Source organism: Serratia sp. BNK-33-b (assembly GCF_048684565.1).
GTDB lineage: Bacteria > Pseudomonadota > Gammaproteobacteria > Enterobacterales > Enterobacteriaceae > Serratia > Serratia marcescens.
Genome location: NZ_JBLQTZ010000001.1, coordinates 530,469 through 543,907 on the forward strand (window position 1 = coordinate 530,469; position 13,439 = coordinate 543,907).

Genomic DNA, 13,439 nt, shown 5'->3' on the forward strand with positions numbered 1-13,439 from the left:
GCCCGGCGATTAATTAACCTGTAAAAAGAGCAGCAGAATGAGCACCACCAGCCTGATCCAACCCGATCGTGAACTGTTTTCCTATAAGCCCTATTGGGCCGAATGTTTTGGCACCGCGCCGTTTTTACCGATGTCGCGGGCAGAGATGGATCAACTGGGCTGGGACAGCTGCGACGTGATCATCATCAGCGGCGACGCCTACGTCGATCACCCAAGCTTTGGCATGGCGATCATCGGCCGCATGCTGGAAGCGCAGGGCTTTCGCGTCGGCATCATCGCGCAGCCGGACTGGAGCAATAAAGAAGACTTCATGCGGTTGGGGAAACCGAACCTGTTCTTCGGCATCACCGCCGGCAACATGGACTCGATGATCAACCGCTACACCGCCGATCGCAAACTGCGCCACGACGATGCCTATACCGCCGGCAACGTCGGCGGCAAGCGGCCGGATCGCGCCACCCTGGTCTACAGCCAGCGCTGCAAAGAAGCCTATAAAGACGTGCCGATCGTGCTGGGCGGCATCGAAGCCAGCCTGCGTCGCATCGCCCACTACGATTACTGGTCGGATACCGTGCGCCGCTCGGTGCTGGTGGACTCCAAAGCCGACATGCTGATCTACGGCAACGGCGAGCGTCCGTTGGTGGAAGTGGCGCACCGTCTGGCCGCCGGTGAGAAGATCGGCGATATCCACGATATTCGCAACACCGCGGTGATGCGCAAAGAAGCGCTGCCGGGCTGGAGCGGCGTGGATTCCACCCGCCTCGACAAGCCGGGCCGCATCGAACCTATTCCGAACCCGTACGGCGAGGATCTGCCGTGCGCCGACGGCGCCAAGCCGAAAGAGCCGGAAGCCAAGCCTGTCACCGTGCGCGCCGCCAAACCGAAGCCGTGGGAGAAGACCTACGTGCTGCTGCCGTCCTTCGAGAAAGTGAAGGGCGACAAGGTGCTGTATGCGCACACCTCGCGCATTTTGCACCATGAAACCAACCCAGGCTGCGCCCGCGCGCTGATGCAAAAACACGGCGATCGCTACGTGTGGATCAACCCGCCGGCGATCCCGCTGACCACGCCGGAGATGGACAGCGTCTTCGCCCTGCCTTATCAACGCGTACCGCACCCGTCCTACGGTCAGGATCGCATTCCGGCCTATGACATGATCCGTTTCTCGGTGAACATCATGCGCGGCTGCTACGGCGGCTGTTCGTTCTGTTCGATCACCGAGCATGAAGGGCGCATCATCCAGAGCCGTTCGGAAGATTCGATCGTTCGCGAAATCGAAGAGATCCGTGACAAGGTGCCGGGCTTTACCGGTGTGATCTCCGATCTGGGCGGCCCGACCGCCAACATGTATATGCTGCGTTGCACCAACCCGCGCGCTGAGCAGACCTGCCGCCGCGCCTCGTGCGTGTATCCGGAGATCTGCACCTATATGGATACCAACCACGAGCCGACCATCAAGCTTTACCGCCGCGCGCGTTCTCTGGAGGGCATCAAGAAGATCCTGATCGCTTCCGGGGTACGTTACGATCTGGCGGTGGAAGATCCGCGCTATATCAAGGAACTGGCGACCCACCACGTCGGCGGCTACCTGAAGATCGCGCCGGAGCACACCGAAGAAGGCCCGTTGTCGAAGATGATGAAACCGGGCATGGGCAGTTACGATCGCTTCAAGCAGCTGTTTGATCACTATTCGAAGCTGGCGGGTAAAGAGCAGTACCTGATCCCATACTTTATCTCGTCGCACCCGGGCACCCGCGATGAAGACATGGTGAACCTGGCGCTGTGGCTGAAAAAGAACCGTTTCCGCCTCGATCAGGTGCAGAACTTCTATCCTTCGCCGATGGCCAACTCCACCACCATGTATTACAGCGGCAAAAACCCGCTGAGCAAGGTGGGGTACAAGAGCGAAGACGTGGTGGTGCCGCGCGGCGATCGCCAGCGCCGCCTGCATAAGGCGCTGCTGCGTTACCACGATCCGGCCAACTGGGCGCTGATCCGCGCCGCGCTGGAAGAGATGGGCCTGAAGCACCTGATCGGCAGCCGCCGCGATTGTCTGGTGCCGGCGCCGAGCATCGACGAACAGCGCGAAGCGAAACGGCTGCAGCGCCATACCCGGCCGGCGCTGACCAAACATACCGATATCAATCGGCAGCGCACGCCGTCCAACCGGCCGCCGCGCAAACCGATTCGCAAAGCCAAGCCGTAACGGCCGCACCGCATGCGTAAACAAAAAGGAGAACCCCCGGGTTCTCCTTTTCACTGTTGAGCGTCACAGCTGCTCGTACGCGGCTTCCACTTTCATCAAATGGCGCGGCGCCTGCGGCGCGGGATGGTATTTGCGCACGTGCCAGTTAAAGGCCTCCGGCGACAGGTTGTTAATCATCGCGATGGCCTGCTGACGGTTGCTGGAGAAGGTGCGCAGCAGTGCCCCGGTGCCGTTGACGTAGGCGATGATGGTGGCGTAGCGCAGCGTGACGGGATTGGCGATCCCTTTAAGCTGTTGTTTCTGCAAGGTGGCCAGATAGGCGGCGCCGAGATCGATATTGGTGTCGGGATCCCGCAGATCGTCATCGTCCGGGCAACCGCGTTTGCCTTTGTAGCGATAGGCGTCGCAGCCGGCGGTATCGGCTTTCAGCTGCATCAGGCCGATCGCATTGGATCTGCTCACTGCGGCGGGGTTGAAACCGGACTCCACCTGGATCATGGCGGTGATCAGCTTGGCGTCTACGCCGTATTCGCTGGCGGCGTCTTTGATGGCGCTATCGAAGGCGTGGCGATCGTAGCTGACGCGCTGTTTCTTGCCGGCGCAACCCGCCAGCACCAGCATGACGCAAAGCATGCCCAGCCGTGACCCGTGTGAGAAAGAGAATTTCATGGTGCTCCGTGCTTGTCTGTTTTTTAACGGCGTTAACCGGCGGGCGGAGCCTCCGGCGTCGTCATCATAACGTCAGGCGGCGCAAAGGAGCAATGTGCGGGAAGGAAAAGCCCCCTCCGGCCGGAGAGGGCTTGGGGGGAGATTACAGGGTATCCGGATCCGGCCCGAGGCGGTTGCCGACATCCAGCTTGGCGATCTCGCCCAGTTCATCTTTATCGAGTTTGAAATCAAACACCTCGAAGTTTTCGCGAATCCGTGACGGCGTGACCGATTTCGGGATGACGATAAGACCGCTGTCCAGGTGCCAGCGCACCACAATCTGCGCCGGGGTTTTCTCGTATTTTTCGGCCAGCGCCTTGATCAGCGGCTGGTCGAATACGCCTTCACCGCCTTGCGCCAGCGGGCTCCAGGATTCGGTGGCGATATGGTGCGTGGCGTTCCAGGCGCGCAGCTGGCGCTGTTGCAGCAGCGGGTGCAGCTCGATCTGGTTGACGACCGGCGCCACGTTGGTTTCATCCAACAGACGCTGCAGGTGCGGCGTATGGAAGTTGCATACGCCGATGCTTTTCACCAGGCCTTGTTCGCGCAGCTTGATCAGCTCGCGCCAGGCGGAGACGTATTGATCCTGCTGCGGGCGCGGCCAGTGGATCAGATACAGATCCACATAGTCCAGCTTGAGCTTTTCCAGACTGGTTTCCAGCGCCGCCAGCGGATCGCCCTGATCGTCGTTCCACAGCTTGGTGGTGATGAACAGGTCGCTGCGCGGCAGCGCGCTGGACTGCAGCGCGGCGCCGACGCCTTCTTCGTTCTTGTAAATCGCGGCGGTGTCGATGGAGCGGTAACCGATCTCCAGCGCTTTGCTCACCGCGCGGGTGGTCTCTTCAATACTCGCCTGCCAAACGCCGAGACCCAACTGCGGCATCAGATTACCATCGTGGAGTTTGATGATGGGTTGTTGCGTTGTCATGCGCATCTCCTTGTGTACGGATTGCGGCGCCTGCGGCGCCGAAACGGCTATAGATAAATTCTAGTTGGCAAAATGGGCGGTTGCCGGGTTTGCCAGCCTAATTTCAGCGGTGGCGGGAGGGCCATTTTCTCCCCGCTCTCCCTGCGAATGAGCGGTAAGACGAGTGGTGCGAAACGATCGGCGGCGCTGAAGCGCCCGATTGCGCCCGGTGATCGGCCGGGCGCAGGATGCGGCGAAAAATGGCTGGCGGAGACTAAAGCCTAGCAAAAAATCGCCGTTTTGCGATTAACGCGCCGCTTCATAAATGCGGCGGCTGACGTCCAGGGTAATGTCCTGATGCTCGCCCAGGGCGGTCATGCCGTGCTGATGGAGCTTGTCGAGCAGCGCCGGAATGCTGCTGCCGTCGAGCTGATAATCCGCCATGCGGGTCGGCACGCCCATCTGTTCGAAGAAGGCGCGGGTGGCGGCGATGGCGCCGTCGATCCGGCTGTCTTCGCTGCCTTCGCGCAGGCCCCAGACGCGTTCAGCGTACTGCAGCAGTTTTTCGCGCTTCTGCGCTTTCTTCTCGTGCAGCAGCGCCGGCAGCACGATGGCCAGCGTTTGCGCGTGGTCGAGATCGTGCATGGCGGTCAGCTCGTGGCCCAGCATGTGGGTCGCCCAGTCCTGCGGCACGCCGGCGCCGATCAGGCCGTTCAGAGCCATGGTGGCGCTCCACATCACGTTGGCGCGCACCGCATAGTTCTCCGGCTCGGCCAGCGCGCGCGGGCCGTCTTCCAGCAGGGTCAACAGCAGGCCTTCGGCGAAGCGATCCTGCACCTTGGCGTCGACCGGGTAGGTCAGATACTGCTCCAGGGTGTGCACGAAGGCGTCGACCACGCCGTTGGCGATCTGGCGGGGCGGCAGCGAGTAGGTCACCACCGGATCCAGCACGGCGAAGCGCGGCTGCACCAGCGGCGAGAAGAAGTGCTGCTTGTCGCCGCTGCTTTTGCGGGTGATCACCGCGCCGCTGTTGGACTCGGAGCCGGTGGCCGGCAGCGTCAGCACGCAGCCCATCGGCACTGCGTCGGCGATGTGGCTGCCGACGGTCTGCAGAATGTGCCAGGCGTCGTTGCTGGCCGTATAACGGGCGGCGGCGGCGATGAACTTGGTGCCGTCAACCACCGAACCGCCGCCGACCGCCAGCAGGAAATCGATGTTTTCCGCTTTCACCACCTCGACCGCTTTCATCAGCGTTTCGTAGGTCGGGTTAGGCTCGATGCCGGAAAACTCCCGCACGTCGCGGCCGGCCAGCGCGCTATGCACCTGATCCAGCACGCCGTTTTTCTTTACGCTGCCGCCACCGTAGGTGATCAGGATGCGCGCGTCCGCCGGGATTTGGCCGGCCACGTCGGCAATTTGGTCCTTGCCGAACAGGATTTTGGTTGGGGTATGCAGAATGAAGTTGTGCATGGTTGATTTCTCTCTTTCTGTCAGGCGGGCGCCAAAGTGGCGCAAAGGTATCTGGCCCGTATTGTCAGGAACCGGGCGGCAACGCACAATGCACATTCCTGTTTGGTTCTTGCCTATTTCTACAACTGTCTGTAGAAATGGCGAGTTTTAAATTATGATTTATGCCGAATCGTTCTGACTGTAAGAGGGTGTTTCCGTGATTGAAATCGATGCGCTGCGCAGCCGCATGGCGCGCCAGGCGATGGCTATCGCCAGCGGCAACGGCTACACGCCGTCGCCGGTGCCGCGGGTGAAGATTTTGTATGTCGATCGCCACAGCCCGCGTCAGCCGGTGATGTATGAACCGGGGATCGTCATTGTTTTTCAGGGGCACAAGGTCGGCTATTGCGGCAATAAGAAGTTCCAATACGATCCGCGCAACTACCTGCTGATGACGGTGCCGCTGCCGTTTGAATGCGAAACCTTCGCCAGCCCGGAACTGCCGCTGGTTGGGTTGGCGGTCAATATCGATACCCAAATGCTGCAGGACTTGCTGATCGACATCGACGATGACGACTACCTGATGCAACCGCGCGCGGAGAGCAACGGGGTGAACCTGGCGGAAATGACGGAAGAGTTGCTGTGCGCCACCGAGCGTCTGCTCGACGTGATGGCCAATCCGCTCGACGCCCGGGTGCTTGGGCCGCAGATTGTACGGGAGATTCTCTATTATGTGCTGCGCGGCGCCTGCGGCGCGTCGCTGCAGGAGTTGGTCAATCGGCATACCCACTTCAGCCAGATCGCCAAGGCGCTGCGGCGTATCGAACATCAGTATGCCGACAGCATCAACGTCGAGCAGTTGGCCAGCGAGGTCAACATGAGCGTCTCGGCGTTCCACCACAACTTCAAGGCGGTGACCAACACCTCGCCGCTGCAGTACGTGAAGTCGTACCGGCTGCATAAGGCGCGACTGTTGATGGTTCATGACGGTCTGAAGGCCAGCACGGCGGCGATCCGCGTCGGCTACGAAAGCGCGTCGCAGTTTAGCCGCGAGTTCAAACGGCTGTTCGGCATGACGCCGAGCGATGAAGTCGCCCGGCTGCGCGAGGCCAACCCGCTGTTGCTGGAGGGCTGAGCCGCGTTTATGGGGTTAAGACGATCTTGCCGAATGGCCCGCGATCGAGGTGATCCAGCGCCTGCGGCAGCTGATCGAAGCGGTATACCTGGTCGATCACCGGCTGCAGGTTGACGGCGTCCACGGCGCGCACCAGGTCTTCCAGCGCGCGGCGGTGGCCGACGCCGATGCCCTGAATCACTGCGGATTTTAATAGCAGCGGGCCGGCGGGGGCGGAAATTTCGTTGCCTTCCAGGATGCCTATTACCGAGATGCGTCCTCCCACCGCCACGGCGCGCACCGAATTGCCGAGGTTGGTGCCGCCCACGGTATCCACCACATGGTCGATGCCGCGATCCTGGGTCAGCTGATAGACCTTCTCCACCCAGTCGCCATGCAGGCGATTGATGCCGCGGTCGGCGCCCAGCGCCTTGGCGCGCGCCAATTTTTCGTCGCTGCCGGAAGTGACGTACACCTCGGCGCCGTGCGCTTTGGCGATCTGCAGCGCGAACAGCGCCACGCCGCCGGTGCCTTGCACCAATACCGAGTCGCCGGCGCGCAGTCTGCCTTGCTCCACCAGTGCGAACCAGGCGGTCAGCCCGGCGCACGGCAAGGTGCTGGCCTGAACATCGTCTAGCGACGCTGGCGCCGCCACCAGCCAATCTTCATGCACTATCACGTATTCCGCCAGCACGCCCTGATAAAAACCGCCGAGGGTGTGATAAGGCACCCGGCGCGCATCGCCGTAGGGTTTTTGCTCGCCGTCGAGCCAACCGGGGCTGAAGGTGGAAATGACGCGCGCGCCGGGCTGAAAGCGGCTGACGCCGGGGCCGATGGCATCGACCTCGCCGGCCATGTCCGAGGCGGGCGTGAACGGCTGCGGCAGCGTGAGCCCCATGCCGCTTTCAATCATCAATTTGTCACGGTAATTGAGTGAGATAGCCTTCACTTTCACTCTGATTTCGTGCGGCCCCGGCTGTGGGATGGCGCTTGCGCTCAGCTGCAGGTGCTCACGCCCCAGGGCGCTCATCGTCCAGCGTTGCATTGTATTGGTCATGATGTTCTCCAAAGTCAGCGATTAACAGACCTGCCGATAATATCGTTGATAGAGGTTCGCCAGTGGCGATAAGATTTCCGCAGATTGTTTCTTTCAGAGCGACAAATCATGAGCGATCGGTTGAGCGGCATTTCGGTATTCGTTACCGCCGTGGAGGCGGGCAGTTTTGCGTTGGCGGCCAGTCGGCTGCATCTTTCGCGTTCGGCGGTCGGCAAAACCATCGCCCGGCTGGAACAGCGGCTGGGGGTGCGGCTGTTTCATCGCACCACGCGCAGCCAGAGCCTGACCGACGACGGTGCGCTGTTTTATGAGCGCTGCCTGCGGGCGCTGGAGGAGATCCGTGGCGCGGAAACGCTGCTGGAGTCGGGGAAACGACAGGTCAGCGGCCGGCTGCGGGTGTCGATGCCGGTGCTGTTTGGCCGCATGTGCATTGCGCCGCTGCTGACCGAACTGACGCGCGAGCATCCTGGGTTGGAGCTGGAGCTGTCGTTCAGCGATCGGGTGGTGGACCTGATTGAGGACGGCTTCGATATGGCGATTCGCAACGGTACGCTGGCCAACAGCAGCGGCTTGGTGGCGCGCCGCATCGGCGATCACCGCATGGCGCTGTGCGCCTCGCCGGCCTATCTGCAGCGGTGCGGCGAACCGCTCAGCATCGAGCAACTGGCGCAGCATGAGGCGGTGACCTATATGCGCGCCGGCGCGCGGCGCAGCTGGTTGGTATTGGATAGCGACGGCAAGCCGCAGGACGTAATGCCGAATAACCGGCTGCAAATGGACGACCTGCAGGCGATTGCGGATGCGGCCACGGCGGGTTTCGGCATTGCCTGGCTGCCGTGCTGGCTGGTACGTGAGCAGTTGTTGAGCGGGGCGCTGGTGCGCTTGCTGCGCGATCGGCCGGGCGCCGCCTTTGAAGCGCATGCGGTGTGGCCGCACACGCCCCACCTGCCGCTGAAGGTGCGGCTGGCGGTGGATACGCTGGTGAACAAACTGCCTGCCAGTCTGGCGTTGGTCGAGAAGGCGCTGTAGCGCGCCCGGTTCAGGAAGAGGCGGCGCGTTTTTTACGCCAGATCACCAGCATGGCGCCCAGCAGGCCGACGAACAGCAGCAACAGCGGCAGCAGCATCAGGCCGGTCATCACCTGGCTTTCATAGCGTTTCACCAGAGGGATTTGGCTGAACGCGTAGCCGAGGCCGACCAGCGCGCAGACCCAGATCGCCGCGCTCAGCCAGTTGAATACCTGGAAGCGCGAGCTGTTGAGCCCGGAAATGCCGGCCATGGTCGGCAGCAGGGTGCGCACGAAACCGAGGAAGCGGCCGATCAGCAGCGCCGTCAGCCCGTGGCGGTTGAACAGGTTGTGCGCGCGCTGGTGGTACTGTGCCGGCAGTTGCAGCAGCCAGCTCTTCACCAGGCCGGTGTGGCCCAGCCAGCGGCCCTGGATATAGCTCAGCCAGCAGCCGAGGCCGGCGGCGGCGGTCAGTATCAGCAGAGTGGGGGCAAAGCCCATCACGCCTTTGGCGATCAGCGCGCCCGACAGCAGCAGCAGGCTGTCACCGGGAAGGAAGGAGGCGGGCAGCAGTCCGTTTTCCAAAAACAGAGTGGTGAAAAGTACGGCGTAAACCACCCAAATTACGCTTGGATCGGCGAGGGCGATGAAGTCCTGCTGCCAAAGCGCATGAATAATCTCTCGTAATACATCCATTTTATGTCCTGTTGCATGCCGGTTGCGCCCGGGGTCACGTTCTCCAGGATGCGGCGGTTACCGTATCTGACAGTTACCCGGTTAGTGTACCGCTAATAGCTTAAGCCGACATTAAACGAGACGAAGAAAATTATCGGAATCCGCCTTAGCGCACGCCGTTGAGGCGATCGAAGCCGGCCGCCAGATCGGCGATCAGGTCTTCGACGTTCTCCAGACCGATATGCAACCGCACCAGCGTGCCGGAAAAATCGACGCCGCCCGCCGGGCGGATCGCTTCCAGTTCTTCCGGCTGGTTGGCCAGGATCAGCGACTCGAAGCCGCCCCAGGAGTAGGCCATGCTGAAGTGGCTGAAGTTGTCCAGGTAGGCGGCCAACTGCGCATCATCCAGCCGCTCTTTCAGCACGAAGGAGAACAGTCCATTGCAGCCGCTGAAGTCGCGGCGATAGAACGCGTGGCCTTTGCAACTGGGCAGGGCCGGGTGATTGACCGTCGCCACCTCCGGCCGTTCGGCCAGCCAGTTGGCGACCTCAATGCTGCTGCGTTCGTGCTGCTTCAGGCGCACGCTCAGGGTACGCAGGCCGCGGCTCGCCATGTAGGCGGTGTCGGCATCCACCATCTGCCCCATCAGATAGGAGTACTCGCGCAGTTGATCCCAACAGCGCGCGTTGGCGACGGCGGTGCCGAGCATGTAATCGGAATGGCCGATCAGGTATTTAGTGCCGGCCTGAATGGAGATATCGATGTCGAAATCCAACGCCTTGAACAGCACGCCCGCCGCCCAGGTATTGTCGATCATGATCACCACCTCCGGCGCCACGGCGCGAATGGCCTGCACCATCGCCGGAATGTCCTGCACTTCCAGGGTGATGGAGCCGGGGGATTCCAGGAACACCACGCGGGTGTTGGGTTGGATCAACGTGGCGATATCGGCGCCGATCAGCGGATCGAAATAAGTGGTGCTGACGTTCATGCGGCCGAGGATATGGGTGCAGAAATCCTGGGTCGGTTCGTACGCCGAACCAGTGACCAGCAGGTGATCGCCGGCGCCGACGAACGACAGGATCGCATTGGCCACCGCCGCCGCGCCGCAGGGGTACAGCACGCAGCCGGCGCCGCCCTCCAGCTCCACCATTGCATCCTGCAGGGCGAAGTGGGTCAGGGTGCCGCGTCGGCCGTAAAACAGCTCGCCGTGGGCGCGTTGCGCGGTGGCGTGTTTTTTGGCAGCGACGGAGTCGAAGACCAAAGAAGAGGCGCGTTGCGTGACGGGATTGACGGAGCCCTGGGTGTAACGCTGGCTGCGGCCGGCGCCGATCAGCGTGGTTTCGATATGTTTTGACGTCATGGTACCTGGCTCACCTCTGGTTGCTCTGCACGTGCCCGTTTGCGATAGCCCTTACGTTAACATGAGTTAATATAGCCATCCAGACGTTTTAACTTCCAGATATAGAAACGGCTATAATTGTCTGTCGGGCGCGCATTTCTCGCCTCATCCTTCTGCCGTGGTGCGAGAGAGAAGCCCATTCATCGGTCAAGACGCCGTTCGGCAGCGCGGCGTTGTTGCGTCGTTGTGGGAGAAAAGTAACGAAATAACCCTATAAAAGGGGCAGTTGGCGGTGAACGGACGCAGATTGGCGCTTTGTGGCGGGGCTGGCTAAAATTTTCTCGTTTATTTGGTAAATAATAATGAGAACTACTATCAATCCCCGGTTGGTTTGATATGATCGCACGCTGAATTATTCCTTAATTTTGATCGGTAATGGGTGGAGGCACAGCGTGAAAACGGCTGGCAAGAATTTAAATCAAGGATCGTTCGGCCAGGGCCGGGCGCAGTGGGGCAAGGCCTTCGGCCGCAGCCTGATGGCTTCTATGGTGCTGGTCGTGGGGCTGGCCGGCAGCGCGCAGGCCGCGCCGGCGAGCAATCCGGCCGTTGCCGAAAGCGTTGCGCCGACCACCGCGCCTGCACCTGCGGCAGCCGCCGCGCCGGAGAGCATCACGCCGGTGAATCCGGCGCCAACGATCCAGCCACCGGAAACCCGCGGCATGGACCTGTCCGTTTGGGGCATGTACCAGCACGCCGACGCGGTGGTGAAAGCGGTAATGATCGGCCTGGTGCTGGCCTCGATCGTGACCTGGACCATTCTGTTCTCCAAAGGCAGCGAACTGCTGCGCGCCAAGCGCCGTCTGCGCCGCGAGCAGTTGGCGCTGGCCGAAGCGCGCACGCTGGATGAAGCCTCCGAGCTGGCGCAAAACTTCGCCCCGGAGAGCGTCAGCGCGGTATTGCTGAACGATGCGCAAAACGAGCTGGAGCTGTCTGCGGAATCCAACGACAACAACGGCATCAAAGAGCGCACCGGCTTCCGCCTCGAGCGCCGCGTGGCGGCCTACAGCCGCAACATGGGCCGTGGCAACGGCTTCCTCGCCACCATCGGCGCCATCTCGCCGTTCGTCGGCCTGTTCGGCACCGTGTGGGGCATCATGAACAGCTTCATCGGCATTGCCCATTCGCAGACCACCAACCTGGCGGTTGTGGCGCCGGGCATCGCGGAAGCGCTGCTGGCGACCGCGCTGGGCCTGGTGGCGGCGATCCCTGCCGTCGTTATCTACAACATCTTCGCCCGCGTCATCAGCGGCCACCGTGCGCAGGTGGGCGACGTGGCGGCGCAGGTCATGCTGCTGCAGGGCCGCGATCTGGATCTGGCCGCGACGGCGGAAGCCAAGCGCTCACAGCACGCGCACCAACTGCGGGCGGGGTGAGTCATGGCGATGCGCTTAAATGAAGATCTGGACGACAGCGGCGAACTGCATGAAATCAACGTGACGCCGTTTATCGACGTCATGTTGGTGCTGTTGATCATCTTTATGGTGGCCGCGCCGCTGGCAACGGTAGATATCCGCGTCGATCTGCCGGCTTCTTCCGCCAAGCCGCAGCCGCGGCCGGAAAAACCGGTGTTCCTGTCGGTGAAGGCCGACAAGCAGCTCTACGTCGGCGATCAGCCGGTGAATGCCGATCAGCTGACTTCGGTGCTGGATCAACGTACCCAGGCTAACAAAGAAACCACCATCTTCTTCCAGGCGGACAAGAGCGTGGACTATGAAACGCTGATGAGCGTGATGGACACCCTGCGTAAAGCCGGCTACCTGAAAGTGGGGCTGGTGGGCATGGAGGGCGCCGCCAAGTAGCGGCAGCAAAACGATAAAGGGCGCTCAGGCGCCCTTTTTTATTGATTCTGAGATATCACTCCCCGGCTAACAAAGCCCGGGAACCGGCATGACGCCAGTGGATACGGCCCGGCAGATAAAGCGCGCTCTGTTCCAGCGGCCGTTCGTCGATAAGCGCGGTGACTTGGTCGAAGCTATGTTGCGCCAGTGCCAGGCAGTCTTGCGCGACCGTGTCTATCTTCAGCGTCATGCAGTCGAACAGGTAGTGATCGTCGAAGCTGCACAGGTGAATGTCGCTCTCCATCAGCTGATGCTGAGTCAGATAACGCAATACGCCTTCCAGCAGGCCGCAGGCGGCGGTAAACAGCGCTTTAGGCGGACGCCCCAGCTGTGCGCACAGCTGAGCAAACATCTCGTAACCTGAGCTGGGGTGATAGTTGCCGTTGATGATCCATTCCGGTTTGCATGTGATGCCGGCGCGCTCCAGGCCAAGCTGGAAGCCGGCGAGGCGATCGCGGGTCGGCGAAATGCGCGGCTGCCCGCCGAGAAAATAGATCTCATCCGGATGTTGGCGCGCGACCTTTTCCACCAGGTCGGCAGTCGAATTGACCGAATCGGTGATCACCAGCGGCAGTTCAGAGCCGGCGATCAGACGGTCCATCTGCACCACCGGCAGCCCGGCGTTGATCTTCTGGTATTCCGCGTCGTTCAACTGGCTGGAGGCGACGATCAAGCCATCCACCTGCCGCTGCACCAGACTGTTCACCGCCATCATCTCCTGCGCCGGGTTTTCATCGGTGCAGGCGATCAGCAGCTGCAGACCGGCTTCGCGGCACAGCGTTTCCAGCTCGCGCGAAATCACCGCAAAGCCGTAGTTGGTCATCTCCGGCACCACCAGCCCCAGCGTGTGGCTGCGGTTGGAGCGCAAAGAGCGGGCGTGGATGCTGGGCTGATAATGGTGTTCGTGCGCCAGCGCCAGAACGCGATCGCGGGTGTCGTCGGACACCCGATATTCCTTGCTGCGGCCGTTCAGCACCAGGCTGGCGGTCGATTTCGACACCCCGGCCAGCGTGGCGATGTCACTGATGGTAATGCGTTTATTTTTTTTCACTGACGCCATCTGAAGTCATCGGAGGA

General features: G+C 61.6%; 12 protein-coding genes. 5 read left to right on the forward strand and 7 right to left on the reverse strand.

Annotation, left to right across the window (positions count from 1 at the left end; genetic code table 11):
* Positions 1-37: 37 nt before the first annotated feature.
* The gene (locus tag ACMGGK_RS02510; protein WP_004937285.1) at positions 38-2,206 is read left to right on the forward strand and encodes a YgiQ family radical SAM protein; all 2,169 of its coding nucleotides are present in this window, start codon (positions 38-40) and stop codon (positions 2,204-2,206) included.
* 63 nt (positions 2,207-2,269) lie between these two features.
* Here the strand turns inward: ACMGGK_RS02510 and ACMGGK_RS02515 are convergent, their stop codons facing one another.
* The 3 genes from ACMGGK_RS02515 to yqhD form a co-directional block, all read right to left on the reverse strand.
* A complete protein-coding gene (locus ACMGGK_RS02515) occupies positions 2,270-2,875 on the reverse strand; it encodes a transglycosylase SLT domain-containing protein (RefSeq protein WP_016930129.1) in 606 nt (201 codons plus the stop codon).
* A 142-nt stretch (positions 2,876-3,017) separates the two neighbouring features.
* Complete coding sequence (dkgA, locus tag ACMGGK_RS02520) at positions 3,018-3,842, reverse strand: 2,5-didehydrogluconate reductase DkgA (protein ID WP_016930128.1); 825 nt, start codon at positions 3,840-3,842, stop codon at positions 3,018-3,020.
* Positions 3,843-4,127: 285 nt separating this feature from the next.
* Positions 4,128-5,291: an alcohol dehydrogenase gene (gene yqhD / locus ACMGGK_RS02525; RefSeq protein ID WP_016930127.1), complete on the reverse strand. Its 1,164-nt coding sequence runs from the start codon at positions 5,289-5,291 to the stop codon at positions 4,128-4,130.
* A gap of 226 nt (positions 5,292-5,517) precedes the next feature.
* Between yqhD and ACMGGK_RS02530 the strand changes: the two genes are divergently transcribed.
* Entirely contained in the window at positions 5,518-6,405 is an 888-nt protein-coding gene (locus ACMGGK_RS02530) for an AraC family transcriptional regulator (protein WP_394852023.1), read from the forward strand.
* Positions 6,406-6,412: 7 nt separating this feature from the next.
* Here ACMGGK_RS02530 and ACMGGK_RS02535 read toward each other — a convergent pair whose 3' ends face one another.
* On the reverse strand, positions 6,413-7,441 hold the full coding sequence (locus ACMGGK_RS02535; protein ID WP_123867903.1) for a zinc-dependent alcohol dehydrogenase family protein: 1,029 nt from the start codon (positions 7,439-7,441) through the stop codon (positions 6,413-6,415).
* 108 nt (positions 7,442-7,549) lie between these two features.
* Between ACMGGK_RS02535 and ACMGGK_RS02540 the strand changes: the two genes are divergently transcribed.
* A complete protein-coding gene (locus ACMGGK_RS02540; protein WP_016930125.1) occupies positions 7,550-8,470 on the forward strand; it encodes a LysR family transcriptional regulator in 921 nt (306 codons plus the stop codon).
* A 10-nt stretch (positions 8,471-8,480) separates the two neighbouring features.
* Here the strand turns inward: ACMGGK_RS02540 and ACMGGK_RS02545 are convergent, their stop codons facing one another.
* Complete coding sequence (locus ACMGGK_RS02545; protein WP_004937300.1) at positions 8,481-9,143, reverse strand: DedA family protein; 663 nt, start codon at positions 9,141-9,143, stop codon at positions 8,481-8,483.
* Between the two features lie 145 nt (positions 9,144-9,288).
* Positions 9,289-10,485 carry a cystathionine beta-lyase gene (metC, locus tag ACMGGK_RS02550; protein WP_176062657.1) on the reverse strand — a complete coding sequence of 399 codons (1,197 nt, stop codon included), beginning with the start codon at positions 10,483-10,485 and terminating at the stop codon, positions 9,289-9,291.
* Between the two features lie 431 nt (positions 10,486-10,916).
* On the opposite strand from metC, the gene exbB reads away from it, so the two are divergent.
* Both exbB and exbD read left to right on the forward strand, forming a co-directional pair.
* Complete coding sequence (gene exbB, locus ACMGGK_RS02555; protein ID WP_075205904.1) at positions 10,917-11,897, forward strand: tol-pal system-associated acyl-CoA thioesterase; 981 nt, start codon at positions 10,917-10,919, stop codon at positions 11,895-11,897.
* A 3-nt stretch (positions 11,898-11,900) separates the two neighbouring features.
* A complete protein-coding gene (gene exbD / locus ACMGGK_RS02560) occupies positions 11,901-12,323 on the forward strand; it encodes a TonB system transport protein ExbD (protein ID WP_004937307.1) in 423 nt (140 codons plus the stop codon).
* 55 nt (positions 12,324-12,378) lie between these two features.
* On the opposite strand, the gene ACMGGK_RS02565 is transcribed toward exbD, so the two are convergent.
* On the reverse strand, positions 12,379-13,422 hold the full coding sequence (locus ACMGGK_RS02565; RefSeq protein WP_016930122.1) for a LacI family DNA-binding transcriptional regulator: 1,044 nt from the start codon (positions 13,420-13,422) through the stop codon (positions 12,379-12,381).
* Between the last annotated feature and the right edge of the window lie 17 nt (positions 13,423-13,439).

What these genes read in the sequence shown, in the direction of transcription:
- ACMGGK_RS02510 (WP_004937285.1), top strand. Translation starts at nt 38, where the DNA reads ATGAGCACCACCAGCCTGATCCAACCCGATCGTGAACTGTTTTCCTAT.
- ACMGGK_RS02515 (WP_016930129.1), bottom strand. Translation starts at nt 2,875, where the DNA reads ATGAAATTCTCTTTCTCACACGGGTCACGGCTGGGCATGCTTTGCGTC.
- dkgA (WP_016930128.1), bottom strand. Translation starts at nt 3,842, where the DNA reads ATGACAACGCAACAACCCATCATCAAACTCCACGATGGTAATCTGATG.
- yqhD (WP_016930127.1), bottom strand. Translation starts at nt 5,291, where the DNA reads ATGCACAACTTCATTCTGCATACCCCAACCAAAATCCTGTTCGGCAAG.
- ACMGGK_RS02530 (WP_394852023.1), top strand. Translation starts at nt 5,518, where the DNA reads ATGGCGCGCCAGGCGATGGCTATCGCCAGCGGCAACGGCTACACGCCG.
- ACMGGK_RS02535 (WP_123867903.1), bottom strand. Translation starts at nt 7,441, where the DNA reads ATGACCAATACAATGCAACGCTGGACGATGAGCGCCCTGGGGCGTGAG.
- ACMGGK_RS02540 (WP_016930125.1), top strand. Translation starts at nt 7,550, where the DNA reads ATGAGCGATCGGTTGAGCGGCATTTCGGTATTCGTTACCGCCGTGGAG.
- ACMGGK_RS02545 (WP_004937300.1), bottom strand. Translation starts at nt 9,143, where the DNA reads ATGGATGTATTACGAGAGATTATTCATGCGCTTTGGCAGCAGGACTTC.
- metC (WP_176062657.1), bottom strand. Translation starts at nt 10,485, where the DNA reads ATGACGTCAAAACATATCGAAACCACGCTGATCGGCGCCGGCCGCAGC.
- exbD (WP_004937307.1), top strand. Translation starts at nt 11,901, where the DNA reads ATGGCGATGCGCTTAAATGAAGATCTGGACGACAGCGGCGAACTGCAT.
- ACMGGK_RS02565 (WP_016930122.1), bottom strand. Translation starts at nt 13,422, where the DNA reads ATGGCGTCAGTGAAAAAAAATAAACGCATTACCATCAGTGACATCGCC.